Source organism: Frankia tisae, from assembly GCF_025403405.1.
In the GTDB taxonomy this organism is placed as follows: domain Bacteria; phylum Actinomycetota; class Actinomycetes; order Frankiales; family Frankiaceae; genus Frankia; species Frankia tisai.
Genome location: NZ_JANEZT010000148.1, coordinates 1 through 15,014 on the forward strand (window position 1 = coordinate 1; position 15,014 = coordinate 15,014).

Annotated in this window: 15 protein-coding genes; 4 read left to right on the forward strand and 11 right to left on the reverse strand. The window is 67.1% G+C overall.

The genetic code is table 11. From position 1 onward, the window contains the following. Positions 1 to 793: 793 nt before the first annotated feature. From NBZ85_RS15580 to NBZ85_RS15610, 7 genes are all read right to left on the reverse strand, one after another. The gene (locus NBZ85_RS15580; protein ID WP_261562115.1) at positions 794 to 2,038 is read right to left on the reverse strand and encodes a hypothetical protein; all 1,245 of its coding nucleotides are present in this window, start codon (positions 2,036 to 2,038) and stop codon (positions 794 to 796) included. Next, a complete protein-coding gene (locus NBZ85_RS15585) occupies positions 2,035 to 3,111 on the reverse strand; it encodes a PP2C family serine/threonine-protein phosphatase (RefSeq protein ID WP_261557648.1) in 1,077 nt (358 codons plus the stop codon). Before NBZ85_RS15585 ends, NBZ85_RS15580 begins: the two co-directional genes overlap by 4 nt. Then, positions 3,108 to 3,806, reverse strand: a complete 699-nt coding sequence (locus NBZ85_RS15590; RefSeq protein WP_261557649.1) for a vWA domain-containing protein — start codon at positions 3,804 to 3,806, stop codon at positions 3,108 to 3,110. Before NBZ85_RS15590 ends, NBZ85_RS15585 begins: the two co-directional genes overlap by 4 nt. A gap of 26 nt (positions 3,807 to 3,832) precedes the next feature. Next, entirely contained in the window at positions 3,833 to 4,216 is a 384-nt protein-coding gene (locus tag NBZ85_RS15595) for a hypothetical protein (protein ID WP_261557650.1), read from the reverse strand. Between the two features lie 23 nt (positions 4,217 to 4,239). Beyond that, on the reverse strand, positions 4,240 to 4,527 hold the full coding sequence (locus tag NBZ85_RS15600; protein ID WP_261557651.1) for a hypothetical protein: 288 nt from the start codon (positions 4,525 to 4,527) through the stop codon (positions 4,240 to 4,242). 68 nt (positions 4,528 to 4,595) lie between these two features. Beyond that, positions 4,596 to 5,189: a hypothetical protein gene (locus tag NBZ85_RS15605; protein ID WP_261557652.1), complete on the reverse strand. Its 594-nt coding sequence runs from the start codon at positions 5,187 to 5,189 to the stop codon at positions 4,596 to 4,598. A gap of 474 nt (positions 5,190 to 5,663) precedes the next feature. After that, on the reverse strand, positions 5,664 to 5,900 hold the full coding sequence (locus NBZ85_RS15610) for a hypothetical protein (protein ID WP_261557653.1): 237 nt from the start codon (positions 5,898 to 5,900) through the stop codon (positions 5,664 to 5,666). 151 nt (positions 5,901 to 6,051) lie between these two features. On the opposite strand from NBZ85_RS15610, the gene NBZ85_RS15615 reads away from it, so the two are divergent. From NBZ85_RS15615 to NBZ85_RS15625, 3 genes are all read left to right on the forward strand, one after another. Next, a complete protein-coding gene (locus NBZ85_RS15615) occupies positions 6,052 to 8,910 on the forward strand; it encodes an ATP-binding protein (protein ID WP_261562116.1) in 2,859 nt (952 codons plus the stop codon). A 31-nt stretch (positions 8,911 to 8,941) separates the two neighbouring features. Then, positions 8,942 to 9,241 carry a helix-turn-helix domain-containing protein gene (locus NBZ85_RS15620; protein ID WP_261557655.1) on the forward strand — a complete coding sequence of 100 codons (300 nt, stop codon included), beginning with the start codon at positions 8,942 to 8,944 and terminating at the stop codon, positions 9,239 to 9,241. Between the two features lie 202 nt (positions 9,242 to 9,443). Further along, positions 9,444 to 10,532, forward strand: coding sequence for an ISAs1 family transposase (locus tag NBZ85_RS15625; RefSeq protein ID WP_261557657.1), 1,089 nt, complete (start codon positions 9,444 to 9,446; stop codon positions 10,530 to 10,532). Positions 10,533 to 10,761: 229 nt separating this feature from the next. On the opposite strand, the gene NBZ85_RS15630 is transcribed toward NBZ85_RS15625, so the two are convergent. Continuing rightward, positions 10,762 to 11,910 carry an acyl-CoA dehydrogenase family protein gene (locus NBZ85_RS15630; RefSeq protein WP_261557658.1) on the reverse strand — a complete coding sequence of 383 codons (1,149 nt, stop codon included), beginning with the start codon at positions 11,908 to 11,910 and terminating at the stop codon, positions 10,762 to 10,764. Positions 11,911 to 12,032: 122 nt separating this feature from the next. Between NBZ85_RS15630 and NBZ85_RS15635 the strand changes: the two genes are divergently transcribed. Next, a complete protein-coding gene (locus NBZ85_RS15635; protein WP_261557664.1) occupies positions 12,033 to 12,716 on the forward strand; it encodes a TetR/AcrR family transcriptional regulator in 684 nt (227 codons plus the stop codon). Between the two features lie 90 nt (positions 12,717 to 12,806). Here NBZ85_RS15635 and NBZ85_RS15640 read toward each other — a convergent pair whose 3' ends face one another. From NBZ85_RS15640 to ureG, 3 genes are all read right to left on the reverse strand, one after another. Further along, positions 12,807 to 13,238 carry a peptidoglycan-binding domain-containing protein gene (locus NBZ85_RS15640; RefSeq protein WP_261557666.1) on the reverse strand — a complete coding sequence of 144 codons (432 nt, stop codon included), beginning with the start codon at positions 13,236 to 13,238 and terminating at the stop codon, positions 12,807 to 12,809. 215 nt (positions 13,239 to 13,453) lie between these two features. Continuing rightward, complete coding sequence (locus NBZ85_RS15645) at positions 13,454 to 14,110, reverse strand: DUF2889 domain-containing protein (protein ID WP_261562117.1); 657 nt, start codon at positions 14,108 to 14,110, stop codon at positions 13,454 to 13,456. 144 nt (positions 14,111 to 14,254) lie between these two features. Then, complete coding sequence (ureG, locus tag NBZ85_RS15650; protein ID WP_264761781.1) at positions 14,255 to 14,974, reverse strand: urease accessory protein UreG; 720 nt, start codon at positions 14,972 to 14,974, stop codon at positions 14,255 to 14,257. Positions 14,975 to 15,014 lie beyond the last annotated feature (40 nt).

Here is a 15,014-nt window from a genome sequence, read left to right on the forward strand (position 1 = left end):
CAGCTGCCCCACCTGCCGCATGGAGCTCCCGCTCAGCGGCAGATGCGACAACTGCGAATAAGGGTCCGTAGTCGTCCAACGTCACATAGCGGGTAAAAGAGCAGGTCGTGGCACCGGATGCCGGTAGGGGATGGGGCTTGTATCCAGACCAACGGATTATGAGTCCGCTTACCAACGCGCCGACCCGTCCCGCTTCATGCTACCCGAGGCCATTCTGGCAGGTCACACGGTCGGACGGGTGTCGACCACACCGCCTCGAGCCACCGGATGCCGGTTAGTTCGGCATCACATCGGCATCAGTCACCATCAAGCTGTCGGTTACTCCCTGCGGTTGCGGATCTCGAGGGCGTCGCCGCCGTGGCGGTGAACGAGCGGGTCGGCGGAGAAAGGCCGATTCATGCAAGGCGTCGAGGTCCGGGCGGCGGTCGCACATTTCCGTAAGTGCGGTTCAGGCCGAGCGGACTGCCCCATGGGCATAGAGAGCACGATGACCGGTGGAAAACCGACGTCGACGCGGGCGGATCACTCCACGGGCGTGGGGAGCATCGCGGGATCCCGCCGAGCGTGATCATCTGGTGGTCGGATCGACGCCGCGGTGACCAGGCACGCGTCCGCCTGTACCACTTCCAGACCCGGATCCGCGCGGCCTAGCGAATCGCCACGCCAGCAACGGCCACGTAAAGGTCACTATAACTGGAGTACTGGGCCCAGGCTCTGCCGCGGGGGCAATCGCGGCCCAGACCCATCAGTGTGCAGTGCCTCCTGGGCTGCGTGGTCGGCGCTTCTGCGCGGGTCAGAAGTTCTGCGCCCACCATGCCCGCAGCCGCTGCCACCAGCCGGGTTGGGATGCTGGGGGAACGGCGACCCGCTGGTCGACGACGGATGGGGAGGGGAGGACCAGAGCCAGAGTGGGGGGTAGTGGCGCCTGCTGTGGGGGAAGAAGCCGAGGCTGCGCTGTCGCAGCGGCCGGCGCGGGCCGGGGGGTAAATGTGGACTGCTTCCGGAGCGCGGACCGCCGTGTTGCCCCCGCTTGTTCCAGCACGCACCACGGGCATACCTGGTTATGGGAGGGGTAGCGGTGGATTGGGTTGAGCCTGCACGTAACGATGGTGATCGCCCGTAATGCCTGCCGCCAGTCTCGGGCCGATGGTCGTAACGCGGGGTTTGCGGCACCGTAGGTAAAGGCTTGGGCAAAGAGTGTCTGGATCGGGTCGGGGAGGATCGATGGCGGCGGTGCCAGTCGGTGCGTTCTGAGCAGCGATCGTGGGCCACCCGCCCAGTGGCCACCTGCGGCCAGAACGGACGCACCCGGCTGCTCTCCGGGGCCGGTCCACACTCCTCTCGAGAATGGGTGGTTGCCGTTCATGAGTAGCAGGTGAAGATGCACGGCCAGGGCGAACAGGTCCGACGATCGGCTTCGAGGAGTCCGTTTCAGGTCGACGTTGCGCAGTTCGGGGGCGGTGAACTCGGGCCGGCCGACGTCGCAGAGGTACCTGCGTCCGGACGTCGCGGTGAACTGCATCGAGTCGCAGTCGACCAGCGTCACCCGGCTGGTGTCGGAGACGAGGATGTTGCGCTCCTGAAAGTCGCCGATGACCGCACCCACTCTATGCGCCGCCTCGACAGCGATACAGAGGTTGGCTGCCGTGTTCAACAGAAAAGCCCAGTCCGCCCGCTTAGGCCATTGCGGCTGGTTCGGCAGCGGTCCACGCCGGTCCGTTGGATTACTGACGCTGTGGATCTCGACTGTTGTATTTGTGTCGACCTTATGCATGACATAGCCGAGCACCACGCCACCCTGCAGCACAAGGTGCTGCGGCCAGGTCAGTACGATCGACCCGTCCCGGCTGACCGCGCCCGCAGGCTTCGCCAGCGTCATCGCCGTGACCTTCTCCCGCTTGGCCACCAACCCCTTCAGATCCAGGTGGAAAATTTTTGCAACCCACTCCGGACGCCCAACGACGTCGTGCACGGTGCCCTCGCCTGCGCTGGCCAGTCGCGTGCCGAGCTGAATTCGGGTGCCGTTCTGCAGACTCATACGCGCCATGGAGCAACCAGCTTGCGCAAAATCGGGTGCATCCACCACGCGCCGTTCGGAAACGCCCTCGCCTTTTTCGCTGTCCCTGTCCCGGCCACGGCCGAGTCGCTTCGCTCGGGCTTGTCCGTCGTCGAGGGCCGGACAGCCAGGGCAGTGGTGTCGGGTTCCGTCGGCGTGTCGAGAGCCGGACTATCTGCGGGCTGGGCCGGCCGCCACGCGGTGGGGTCCGATGACGGCCAGCTGGATGCGACGGTTGTCGTCGAGCCGGCGGGTGGCGGCGGGGTGAGCGCGGAACGCCCCGTCGTCGCGAGCACCAGCGTCTTGTCGTCGCCGGTCTGGTCCTCGACGATGCCGCGCATCATCGTGGCGAGCTGGTTGTTCCCCCGACCCTCTCGGACATTTCTCCATGATGTCTGGAAGAAGGGAACGTAGGCGGTGCCACTGCTCGCATGGGTGATCTTGTAGCTCATACCGTCGGTGCTGAGCGCGAACGCAGTCACGTCGCCGATGGCGGCCGAGCGATAGGCGGTGCGGAAGGCGCCCGGGGATTGAATGAACCAGGTGGTGTTCGCGTACTCCTCCTTCTCCTCGGCCAGGATCGCACGAACTTCTCTGCCAGATTCCACCGCGATGATCCCGTCGCCAATCTGGGCGAACACCGCCAGGTCAGGCCGGGCGACGGCTACTGCGAGCGTTGTTGAAAGCCGGGACCTGGGGAGCTCCATCCAGCGTGCCTGCGCCGTAATACGACGGAGAGCAGCTGCGAACAGGCCGCGGATCAGGTCGCGCGCTTCCTCAGCCGAGGCGGCATCGAACGCTCTCGTGAACTCGGGTGTAAGTGCGTCCTGCACGACCGATGTGCAGGCGACAAATGATCCCCATGCGGAAGTTCCAGTGACGCTTCCCGCACCGTCCGCGACGGCCGCGACGACGAACGTGTCGTTGGTCCCGTAGGCGTATGCATCGTCGCAGCCTAGGTCCTTCTCCAGGTGGCTGTGCCCGACGACCGACGCGCCGCGGACGGTCCAGTAGTCTGCATGACGTTCTGGGGGCATCTGTGCCTGAGTGGTCAAGCGGCCGTCCAGCCCGAGAGCGGCGGCAGTGGGACCTGGTCCACGTCTCTGACCTCGGCGTCGTTGCCGTTGAACGGGGTGGAGTTCGACACGTTGCTAAGCGAAGCAGAGAGCCATGCGAAGAACTCCGAGAACTTCAGTTCGGCCAGCGGAGCTGGAGTCCGGATAATGGAGAGTCTTCCGAGTGTCTCGAAATTGACGGACGGTCCCACTCCAATGGCGAACACGGTCACTCCGTTCTTTCCCTCCATCTCGTTGAGTCGCCGCACGGCGGCCTCGAATCCGTCACGGTCGGGTGCGCCGTCGGTCATCACGATCAGCCACGGTCGAAAATATGCGATGCCGGCTTCTCGGTAGGACTTCTTGCGCTTTTCGATGATGTCCAGCGCAAGGTTTATCCCGGCCGCCATGTTGGTCGATCCGTCGCAGACGAAGTTGGCGGGCTGCAGGGTTCGCCCTTCCTGCATGGGTACCAGGACCGTGGCATCCGATCCAAACGTCACGAGGGCGACTTCCGTACGCTTGCTGGCAAGCTTGTCGTTGTTGAGATAGTGAACGAACTCCGCGAACCCTTTTTCCAGCTCGGCGATGGGCGCGCCAGACATTGACGAGGAGACATCGGTGAGCACCACACAGGCCACCCGCGGATCTGGGTTGTCCTCGTTGAGATCGACAGCCCAGCTGTTATCTGACATGACGGACTCCTGGAATCCAGCGCGTATCAAGGCGAAGCGAAGCCTGAAGAATTTGACAGGAAAAAGGTGCCAAAGATTGCGACTATCGCAAGAAATATCATGAGGGCGATGATATTCAGAATTATTGGCAAAGCATTGTACTGGTGGGCGCGTACCACCGTTCCGGCCGTCAGGTTCTTAACTTCCGTGACCCGGACCACGCCGTTTCTTCGCTGGGATCCCGTCAGCTCGACGGTGTCCCCGTTGTTGATCGAGCCGCCGCTGTAGTACTTCGCCCGCATCTCCACTGCGATACGGCGCTGACCGGGCCGCTCGATGCGAAAACTCCAGACAATAGTCGAACGCTTCCGGATGACTGGACCCTCGACTCGGGGTGCGAACCCGGAAACGGTTCCACCGTAGTGAGCCATAAACCTGATCCTCGACTTGCTTCTCAGTGGTGGTATAGGTCAGGCGTCGGTTCTACATGCCATGGCGCACCGTGTTCCTGCGGCGCGCTCGGGTCGTGCTCATGTCCAGTACTGGACGCCTGCGGGTCCTGTACCTGATGGACGTCGGCTGACATGCCCGGATCAACTGGATGGCTGTCGTGATGTTCCGCCGCCATGGCGTCGAGGAACCCACTGGCCGCCGACACGGCCAGCGACTGGCTGAAATGGGCATTATCGATCGAGTGCTGGAGGTCGCCGGTCGGGATGGTCGGATGGCTATCTCTGGACAATGATGGTCCTCTCGATGATCGTGGCGCAAAGAGTCATCCGGCTGTGGAGCTGAAAAGGTTGCGCGAACTCAGTGATTGAAGAAAGTGGTGTCGGTGGAAGCGTCGGCGCCCGAATGGTAAATGGATGGGTCCACGGACATTCCTGCATCGGCTGCATGCGACATGCCGCCCCATTCTGACGCGGACGGATCCACTGACATACCCGGGTCCGGGGCATGGGACGACCCCCCCCATCCCAGCGAACCTGGGTCGACCGACATCTGCGGTGAGAGGTGCGATGCCGGGTCCACCGACATCTGCGGGTCCCCGTGGTCCATGCAGTTTCCACCCCAGCCCAGGGTGTCTGGATCTACCGACAGTCCGGGGTTCACGGACATTCCAGCGGGCAACGCGGGAGGCGGATCATCGTAGTGCGGGGGCGCCAAGATTTGATCGGCTACGTCGCCGAAATACTCACCGATTTCTTTACCGACCTGCCCCAAGCCTCCCTGGGCGCCCTCCTGCAATCCTATCATCATGCCGACGCCTTGGCCAATCGCATCCCCAACGTAGCCACCGATCTCTCGGCCGGTATGGTCTGGCGAGGTGCCCGGTCCGTTCGTCGGCGTGATAGGTCCGTGGTACTGTGCCGATTCAGCCTTGGGGCCCACGTTCTGCGCCATTAAGATCTCCTTATTTTTAATTCAACTGTGGGGTTGCGCTGAAACATTGTTACCCCGGCGGCACGGTTGGAAATCGTGCCCTCCGGGAAGAATGGTCAGTATCTGTCTAGGATTTGATGCTGCAAATGGATCGGCTAGATAAATTGCCCCTATTCTGTGGAGTTCCTGGGTCTGTCGGCCCCTTTTTGATTCTGGTAGCCGCCTTACCTATCTGCGATGTCGCGAGTGCGGCAGTCGAGTCTGATCCCTGCGCGCGCCTATTGCGTTAATCCTGCTTGCAGTGCACAGATCGGCCGGGACAGGCGAACAGGCCGAGTGAACTGTACGCCGAGTCTCCTGGTGTGATTCATGGGCTGCGCGAACAGGCCTAGGGAAAGGTAACCACGGCGGCGGGCTGCGACTCCCCGAACCGCCGGACACCCCGGCGGTCTTCCCATGCGGTTTCCCTCTCGTCATGTCACCTCCGCCCTTCCCTTAACTTCCTTCCGGTTCTGGTGCGAAACTGGGTGGCTCTGCCCGTAGCAGCTCGGCTGCTTCGAGGAACTGCAGCCAGCCGCTGAACGGAGTGCGCGAGCCGTTCTGGCCGTTGATGGATCCGCGCACCGGCTCGGCGCCGAGGACGATCTCGACTTGCAGTTGCAGGATCCCTCGATCGGACGACATGACCTTGACGATGATCCCGGCGACCTGCGTATGCAATACGGTGACCACCGAAGGGTCTTCGCAACGGCGGGCAGGCAGATCCGTAGACTGCAGTCCTACGGGATCATGCGGCCGGGGACTCGCCGTCTCCGGCTGTCGCCGTTCTGTCCGGCGCGTCCAGGCGTTCGCGGCAGGCCGGTGCGGGGGAGGCTAGGGCGACGTGAATGGTCTGATCGAACGTGACGGCGAGTTGAAACGTGTCGAGGAGGTCCTTACCGCGGCATTGGCAGGCCGGGGGGTGACGCTGCTCGTGGAGGGCGCGGCCGGAATCGGTAAGACCGTGCTGCTGGCAGCCGCCCGGGACCTCGCTGCCAGTCGTGGTGTACGTGTGCTGTCGGCGACGGGGGCTGAGCTGGAGCGGGAGTACGCGTTCGGCATCGTCCGCCAGCTTCTCGAACCAGTCCTGCGACGGGCCGACCCGCAGCAGCGCGCGGAGCTGTTCGAGGGCGCGGCGGCACTGGCCGAGCCGGTCCTCATGGAACGGACGGAGGGAACCGGAGGCACGCTGGGCAGCAGTCTGCACGGCCTTTACTGGGCATGCGCCAACCTGGCCGACCGCGGTCCTCTCCTGCTGACTGTTGATGACGTGCACTGGGCAGACGATGCCTCCCTGCGCTTCATCGCCTACCTCGCCCGGCGCACGGTCGACCTGCCCGTTCTGCTGCTGCTCGCAGCCCGTCCCATCAATAGCGCCGGTTCCGGTCTGACCGCGGGCACGTTGGCCGGTCTGCGTCTGGAAACCCTCAAACTGAACGTGCTCAGCACCAATGCTGTGGGCGAACTCGTCCGTGAGCGGTTGTCGTCCGATGCCGACGATGAATTCTGCCTGGCGTGCGCCCACGCCAGCGGAGGAAACCCGTTTCTCCTCGCCGAGGCACTGATCGCGCTGCGGGCCGACGACGTCCAGCCGGTGGCAGCCGAAGTCTGCCGGCTCGACACCCTGCGAGCTGACAATATCTCGAGTGCCCTGCTGGTCCGGCTGGCCCGGCTCGGCCCGGACGCGGCCCGGCTGGCGCGCGCGGTCGCCGTGCTCGGCCCGGACGCGATGGCCTGGCACGCCGCGAGCCTTGCCGACCTCGAGGAGACCCGCGCGGCGAGTGCGATCGACGCGCTTCTCCACGAGGGGATCCTTGTTTCTGGCCAGCCGCTGACAGTCGCCCACCCCCTTATCCGGACCGCTATCTACTCGGACACAGACAGTGCTCAACGTGGCCTTGCTCATAAGCGGGCCGCGCGGCTGCTCCAGGCCAGCAATGCCCCGGCCGAACGACTCGGCTCGCACCTGCTCAACTGCGAACCCGCGAACGATCAGTGGGTCGTCGCCGGGCTACACGCGGCAGCTTCTGAGGCCCTGGCACGCGGCGCTCCCGAACCGGCCGCCGCCCTGCTGGAACGAGCGCTCGCCGAACCCCCTGCGGCCGAGGCTCGTAGCGGCCTGCTGCTGGAGGCCGGTCTGGCCCTGGGGATGGCGAACCGGGCCGACCGCGCGGCGACCGTGATGCGCGAGGCACTCGACCTCACCACCGACCCCTCCGCCCAGGCCGAGATCGCGTTCAGCCTCGGGGCTCTGATGACGATGCTCGGCCGGGGTGACGAAGCCGTGGCGATCCTGGGACCGGTCCGCTCGAGTGCATCCCGAGACGATCCCGACCTGTCGCGTCGCCTGCTCGCCGGGATCGCACTCGCCGACCTGATCGCGGGCCAGCCGGTCGAGTCATGGCTGGGCCGGCTCGATCAGCTCACCTCCCGCGGCACCACAGGAGAGACCGAAGAGCGGGTGGCCTGGGCAACAGCCGCCTTCGCCGCGGCCGCCATCGCAGACCGCACCGCGGCGGATGTGGCGCAGCTGGAAGGGGAAGCTGCGGCCGATCCGCTACCCGTCGGGCGACAGCACGCGCGCGACCGGTTCCTCATCGTGAACCTCGCCGGTCCCGCGTTGGCCATCGCCGACCATCTCGATCCGGCGTTGGCACTGCTCTCCGCCGGTATCGAGGCCGCACAGCGGGACGGCAACGCGGTGGAGTTCGCCTACCTGTCAGTGCTGCGTTCCCACACCGCGCTGTACGCGGGCCGGCTGCTCGACGCCGAGACCGACGCCCGCATCGCCCTAGACACCTACGCCGACCACAACGGGGAACCCCCTCTCGCCGTCGCGGTCCTGATCGACGCGCTCGTCGACAAAGGCGCGATCGATGACGCACAAGCCCTGCTGACCTCCCGCCAGCTTGACGGACCGGTCCCGATGAACATGCTCGCGGCACACTTCTTCCACGTCGCCCGCGGACGGCTGCGCCTGCGCCAGCGTCGCCCCCAGGACGCTCTGAATGATCTACGTACCTGCGGTGACGCGCTGGATGCCGCCGGATACACCAATCCAGCCTTCGCGCCGTGGCGGGCCGAAGCTGCCCGCGCGCACCGCGCACTCGGCCACCACGACCACGCTCGCAGGCTCGCAGGCGAAGAACTCGAGCGTAGCCGGCAGTTCGGCGCCGCCCGCGCAATCGGCATCGCCCTGCGGGTCGCCGGCCTCGTCACTGACGATCGCCACCTTCAACTGGAACAACTCCGCGAATCCGTGGTGGTGCTGGAAACCTCGCAAGCCCAGCTGGAGCGCGCACGCTCCCAGATCGAATACGGTGCAGCACTGCGGCGCACCGGCGCGCGGAGGGAAGCTGAAGAGCAGTTACGCCGCGGACTGGACCTTGCAGCCCACTGCTCCGCGCAGCCGCTGGTCACGCAAGCGCGCCAGGAGCTACTCGCCCTGGGAATCCGTACCCGTAGGGCCCAGGGAACCGGGCCGGCGGCGCTGACCGGCGGCGAGCGCCGAGTCGCACTCCTAGCCGTCGAAGGGCATACCAACCGTCAGATCGCGCAGGCTCTGTTCGTCACCACGCGCGCCGTGGAACTTCACCTAACAAACACCTATCGCAAGCTCCGCATCAACTCCCGCCATGCCCTCGCTGAAGCACTCGCAGCCGAAGGAACGGCGGGGTCAAATGGTCGTACTAGTCCGATTTGAAGACTCTGCACCGTCGTGTTTGCATAGAAACATGATTATCGACGGAAGATCCCTCCCGTGGGAGGCCCAGGAAAGTATCCGTATGCGCGCCGCCGACCTGTTCGAGAAGAACATCCCCGTTGGGCGGATCATTCGGGAAGCCGGTATGAGTCGCTCCGCGGTCTTCGCCTGGAAAAGGGCCTGGAAAAAAGGCGGACGCCAGGCGCTCCTGACCCGCCCGATCCCAGGACGGCCTCCCACCCTCGACGACAGCCGGCTCGCCGAGCTGGCCAGTCTGGTCTCAGGACACACCCAGGGCCTCGGCAAGGTAGCCCGTCGTCATGATTGGTGACCTGTTGTAGTGCCGCCGGTAGCCCTGTTCAGGCACAGAGTCCTGGCGGTTGGGCTCCGGGAGCCCTGTCCTTCGCGGGCCGGAAAGGCTACGGCGGCACATCTCCAGGTCTCTCGCCGGCGTTTCGCGCGATGGCCAGAAGACATCCGGCCGATTTTGACCTGCATCCCGCCATGTTTTGAGGGGGCCTGGTAGTGGCGTTGTGACGAAAGTGGCCTTCTGTTCGGACAATGAAAGCGCCAACCAACATCGTCCACAAAAAACAGAAGGCCACCGCGTGCCATCATGCCAGCCCGACCCCGGCATGTCCACCGCCCCGTTCGACCTTGACCGGTGCGACATCGTCAGCCTGCTCACGATGCTAGACCGGGTTCACGATCCCCGCGACCCGCGGGGAAAAACCTACAGCCTGTCGTTCGTTTTGGCGGTGACGCTCGTCGCGACGCTGGCCGGTGCGAAATGCCTCCGTGAGATCGGCGGAAGGATCGCCGATCTGCCGCAGCCGCTGCTCGCCCACCTGGGCGCACCCTTCGACCATTTCCACGGAATGCACCGTGCGCCTTCCGAAAAGACGGTTCGCCGACTCCTGAAAACGATCGACGTCGACGCCCTGGACGTGACGTTCGGCGCCTGGCTGGTCGCGCAGGCGACACGCAACCGAGGCGAACAGCTTGCCCTCGCGATCGACGGCAAGGTCCTGCGCGGAGCCTGGTCCGGCGAGAAGACACAGGTCAGGCTCCTGTCCGCGATGCTCCAGGGCCAAGGCATCGTCGTCGCGCAGGTCCGGGTCCCCGACGACACCAACGAGATCACCCAGGTCGAGGAACTGATCAAAAAGCTTCCGGACATGCCCGACCGGCCGGTCGCGACCCTGGACGCCGCCCACACACAGCACGACACCGCCGACGTCGTCGTGCAAGCCGGCCTAGACTACATTCTCACGGTAAAAGGAAACCAGCCAACGCTGGAACGGAAGACGTTCGAGCGGATCCTCCCCCTCCTCCAGGAACCGCCCCACCACGAAGCCGAGGAACGCGGCCACGGCCGGATCAAGAAATGGCAGACCTGGACGACGAACGCCGACGGGATCGATTTCCCACACGCCGCCACCGCCGGTGTCATCCGCCGCGACGAGTTCGACCTCCAGGGAACCCGCATCAGCCGCGAACATGCCCTCATCCTCACGAGCACTTCCGGTAACCGCGCCACCGGCGCCTATCTCCACACCCACGTCCGCGGACACTGGGGAATAGAAAACGAAATTCACGCCGAGGCCCTGCCCGTGACGTGACCGGCTACGTCCTCGAACCCGGATCGAAACGGGAAGCCAAGTCCGCGGATGCACGGCTGGTCACCTGGCTTGAGTCGGCCGGCCGGAGGAATGACGAGTCCTCGACACGACTGGGTCTCTGCCCCGCCGTATTCGAACGCACCGAGTGAGTCGCACGCTGGTTGATATGTAGTGACCACAGCATGGCGGGGCACGAATTAGGGCTATGACCAGCGGAAACGGCCTCTGATCAGGACCGGGCGAGGTGGCGGCTGATGACCATGCGCTGGATCTGGTTGGTTCCTTCGAAGATTTGCATGATTTTGGCTTCGCGCATGTAGCGCTCGACGGGGTAGTCCTTGGTGTAACCGGCGCCGCCGAAGACCTGGACGGCGTCCTCGGTGACCTTCATGACGGCGTCGGTGGCGACGAGCTTGGCGATGCTCGCGGCCTTGCCGGCGGGCAGGCCGGCGTCGCGGCGCCGCGCCGCGGCCAGGGTGGTCGCCCGCGCCGACTCGACCGCTGCGGCCATGTCGGCGAGCAGGAAGCCGAGCCCCTGGTGGTCGATGATCGCCTTGCCGAAGGCCTGGCGCTCCTTGGCGTAGGCGACCGCGTCGTCGAGGGCGCGCTGGGCGAGACCCACGGCAGCGGCGGCGATGCCGAGTCGACCGGCGTCCAGGGCGGCGAGGGCGATCCGCAGGCCGTTGCCCTCGGTGCCGATGAGCCGGTCGGCGGGCACGGGTGCCTCGTCGAAGCCGATCTGGGTCGTGGGGGAGGCCGTCAGGCCCATCTTGCGCTCGGGCGGGTGCACGTCCATGCCGGCGGTGCCGGCGTCGAGGAGGAAGCAGGAGATGCCCCCGGAGCGGTCCGCGGAGGTGCGGGCGAAGACGGTGTAGAAGTCGGCGGCGCCGCCGTGCGTCACCCACGCCTTCGTCCCGGACAGGCGGTAGCCGCCGGCGGGGTCGAGGCGGGCGGCCGTCGTCATCGCCGCCGGGTCGGAGCCGGCGTGCGGCTCGGACAGGCAGTAGGCGCCGAGCAGCTTGCCGGACAGCAGCCGGGGCAGCAGGTCGGCGCGCTGGGCCTCGGCGCCGTGGTAGGCCAGCGGGAAGCAGCTCAGGCTGTGCACGCTCACCCCGACGGCGACCGACGCCGACCGGTAGGCGATCTCCTCCAGTACCTGCAGGTAGACCTCGTAGGGCTGGCCGCCGCCGCCGAACTCCTCCGGGTAGGGCAGTGCGAGCAGCCCGGCGTCGCCCAGGATGTGAAAGACCTCGCGGGGGAAGCGGGCCCTGGCCTCGTCGTCGACGACCCGCGGCTCGATCTCCTTCTCGCCGATGGTGCGGACGAGGTCGATCAGCTCGCCGGCCTCGGGGGAGGGGAGTAGGCGTTCGGCCGGCATGGAGTGCCTCCAGGGATCGCACCGAGGGACCGGGAGCCGCCCGGGGCTCACCGTGCGACGGAGACGACAGTACCGTACAGAGTACCGCGGTACTGTTCGGCGCTGGGGTAAATTGATCGATCATGACGGCGAACTGGGACATCGACACCTGGTCGGCGGCGACGGCCGATGGGCCGCGAACCAGCCGCCAGTCAGACCTGTTCGACGCCCTCGTCGAGATCTTCCTCGCGGAGGGGTTCGCCCGGTTCACCCTCGCGGACCTCGCCGGCCGGCTGCGGTGCTCCAAATCGACGCTTTACACCCTCGCCCACAGCAAGGAACAGCTCGCGATCGTCGTCGTCGTGCACTTCTTCCGCAGTGCCGCCGAGCGGATCGACGACAGCCTGCTCGCCGCCGCCGACCCGGCCGACCGGCTGCGCTGCTACCTCGACGGGGTCGCCGCCGAGCTGCGCCCCGCCTCCGCGGCCTTCCGGGCCGACCTCGCCGCGTTCCCGCCCGCCCGCGCGATCTACGAGCGCAACACCAGCTTCGCCGCGGCGAAGCTGCGCACCCTGGTCGCCGAGGGGGTGGCCGCAGGGGTGTTCCGGGAGGTCGACGCGCGGTTCGTCGGACAGGTCGCCACGCTCGCGATGGTCGGCATCCAGCAGGGCACCATCGAACGCGAGACGGGTCTCGCCGACGCCGACGCCTACGCCCAGCTCGCCGGCCTGCTGCTGCACGGTCTGGCCCGCCGGGACGGCGACGCTGCACACGGGCAGCAGATCCGGGCCGTCCCGGCGATCACCGCGCCCGAGACCGTCGAATAGGTACCGACATGTCTTCCGCCGCTCGGCGCCCGCAGACGGTCGTCTGCAGACGACCGTCTGCGGACAGGCGGGTGAGCTGGGCGGGCGCGGTCAGCTTGCCCGGTCCGCCTTGACCAGGTGGTTCCAGGTGGTGAGGCCGACCTCGCCGTCGACGAGAGCGTGGACCACCCCCTGGTAGTGCCGTACCCAGGTGTCGGTGCGCGGCCCGAACTCGCCGTCCAGCGCCAGCTTCGGCTGGTAGTGGGGGTCGAGCGTGTGGGAGGCGTCCTGCACGGCGTGGACGGCCTGGCCGCGCGAACCAGAGCGCACCGGCACGATCAGCACCGGCCAGGTGTGCTGGCCGGCCTGCCCGTCGGGCGTCAGCCCGTGTCGGGTCTGGAAATCGCGCACGGCGGCCGCGGTCCGCGGTCCGTAGGCGCCGTCAACCGGGACGCGCAGATCGTGCGCGCCGAGAAGATACTGCACGAGCTGCACGGTGAGTCCGGCGTCACCGGACTTCTGAACGGGCCAGACAAGTGCCATGAGAGTTTCTCCCGCGTCGCGTGAGTGGAGACGGATGGGGGTGGTTGGGAACACTTATGAGACTGCGCTCGATCACCGATTTCCGCCGCATTTCGTCGCGCTCGCGACACGCGGGAATTAGTCCGTACTTCTCCTTTCTTGTGGTCGCCCTCAGTGCGGGACAAGTTCCGACATTTCGGTCGGGAAGGCCGATGTATCCGCCGGTCGGAGGGCGGTCAGGTCGGCTCGTACGCGGTGAGCGGCGGTGCGGGGTAGGGATCGAATCCCGGGCGCCAGCCGGCGGCGAGTTTCCGCGTGGCGATGCCGTCGGGCGCCCAGATATGGCAGGTGCCGGTGAGGGCCGCGGCCTGCCGCCCGCTCACCACGGGACCCGAACCCCCGGCCCGGTCCGCCGTCTGGGCGTCCGCCGTCTGGGCGTCCGTCGTCGCGGGCGCGTCCGGGGGTTCGGCGCCGGGGGTGAGGCCGCGGCGGCGGGCATCGGCGGCGCTCAACGTCGCCTGAATGATGGCGGGGCCGGCGGCGCGGGCAAGCTCGTGCAGGTGGGAGCAGCCGTGGACGCCGGACACGGTCTCCCGCAGCGCGCGGGTGAACCCGCGGCGCACCGACAGCCCGACGAGGCGGTCGAAGCTTGGCCTGATCAGCGGGCACTCGGTGTGCGGGAAGGCGTTCATCCCCGACTCGACGGCGACGATCGTCAGGTCCGCCACCCGCACGTGCAGGGCGAGCTCCAGGTCGTGCAGCAGCACCCGGGCCGGGTCCGGATGCCAGGGCCGGGTGTCGCGCAGCCTCGCCCGGGCGATCAGCAGGTCGTCGGCCTGGTGGACCTCGATCTCGATCGTCCTGCGGTGCACCAACGGCACGGCTGCTGGCATCGCGACTCCCCTCGTGCTTGCCCGGCGGCCGACGGCCGGCCCCGGGGCTGGTCCGGCGGCCGGACCGGGGTCGGCTCACGGTGACCCGGCCTCGCCCGGCTCGGCCCGGCCCGGCCTGGCCCCGCCTGGCCCGGCTCACGCGGCCTACCCGGCGGCGGCCGGGGCGGCGCCTCGGGGGCCGTGCGGGGACAGGTCGGCGAGCTGGGCCCGCACCCAGGCTGTCACGTCGCTGGCCGTGGGGTCGGCCGTCAGCGACGTGAACAGCACCGGACGGGTGCCGCGGGCCGCCGCGGCGTCGCGGGCCATGACCCCGAGATCCGCGCCGACCAGGGGAGCGAGGTCCGTTTTGTTGATGACCAGTAGGTCGCTGAGGGTGACCCCGGGGCCGCCCTTGCGCGGCACCTTGTCGCCGCCGGCCACATCGACGACGAAGATCTGCCGGTCGATCAGTCCGTAGCTGAACGTCGCGGTGAGGTTGTCACCGCCGGACTCGACGAGGACGAGGTCGAGGGGGCCGGCGTCGGCCTCCAGATCCTCGACCGCGTCCAGGTTGGCGGTGATGTCGTCGCGGATCGCCGTGTGCGGGCAGCAGCCGGTCTCCACGGCGCGGATCCGCCGCGGGTCGAGCACCCCGGCGCGACGCAGGAAGTCGGCGTCCTCGGTCGTGTAGATGTCGTTGGTGACGACGCCGAGGCGCAGGCTCGGTGCGAGGGAGCGACACAACGCGGCGACGAGCGCGGTCTTGCCGCTACCCACCGGGCCGCCGACGCCGATGCGCGGCGCCCGCCCGAGCGGCACCGGGCCGCCGCCTCCGCCGCCGTACGCGTGCGGCGGCGGGTGCAGTTCGTCGTGACCGAGGTGCATCGTCGGAGCTCTCCCGGGGTGCTGGCGGACGGGGTGCGGT

Bases quoted from the DNA above. Each gene is read 5' to 3' on its own strand.
- NBZ85_RS15605 (WP_261557652.1), bottom strand. From the start codon at position 5,189: ATGGCGCAGAACGTGGGCCCCAAGGCTGAATCGGCACAGTACCACGGA.
- NBZ85_RS15635 (WP_261557664.1), top strand. From the start codon at position 12,033: ATGACGGCGAACTGGGACATCGACACCTGGTCGGCGGCGACGGCCGAT.
- NBZ85_RS15590 (WP_261557649.1), bottom strand. From the start codon at position 3,806: ATGTCAGATAACAGCTGGGCTGTCGATCTCAACGAGGACAACCCAGAT.
- NBZ85_RS15580 (WP_261562115.1), bottom strand. From the start codon at position 2,038: ATGAGTCTGCAGAACGGCACCCGAATTCAGCTCGGCACGCGACTGGCC.
- NBZ85_RS15595 (WP_261557650.1), bottom strand. From the start codon at position 4,216: ATGGCTCACTACGGTGGAACCGTTTCCGGGTTCGCACCCCGAGTCGAG.
- NBZ85_RS15645 (WP_261562117.1), bottom strand. From the start codon at position 14,110: ATGCCAGCAGCCGTGCCGTTGGTGCACCGCAGGACGATCGAGATCGAG.
- NBZ85_RS15630 (WP_261557658.1), bottom strand. From the start codon at position 11,910: ATGCCGGCCGAACGCCTACTCCCCTCCCCCGAGGCCGGCGAGCTGATC.
- NBZ85_RS15620 (WP_261557655.1), top strand. From the start codon at position 8,942: ATGATTATCGACGGAAGATCCCTCCCGTGGGAGGCCCAGGAAAGTATC.
- NBZ85_RS15640 (WP_261557666.1), bottom strand. From the start codon at position 13,238: ATGGCACTTGTCTGGCCCGTTCAGAAGTCCGGTGACGCCGGACTCACC.
- ureG (WP_264761781.1), bottom strand. From the start codon at position 14,974: ATGCACCTCGGTCACGACGAACTGCACCCGCCGCCGCACGCGTACGGC.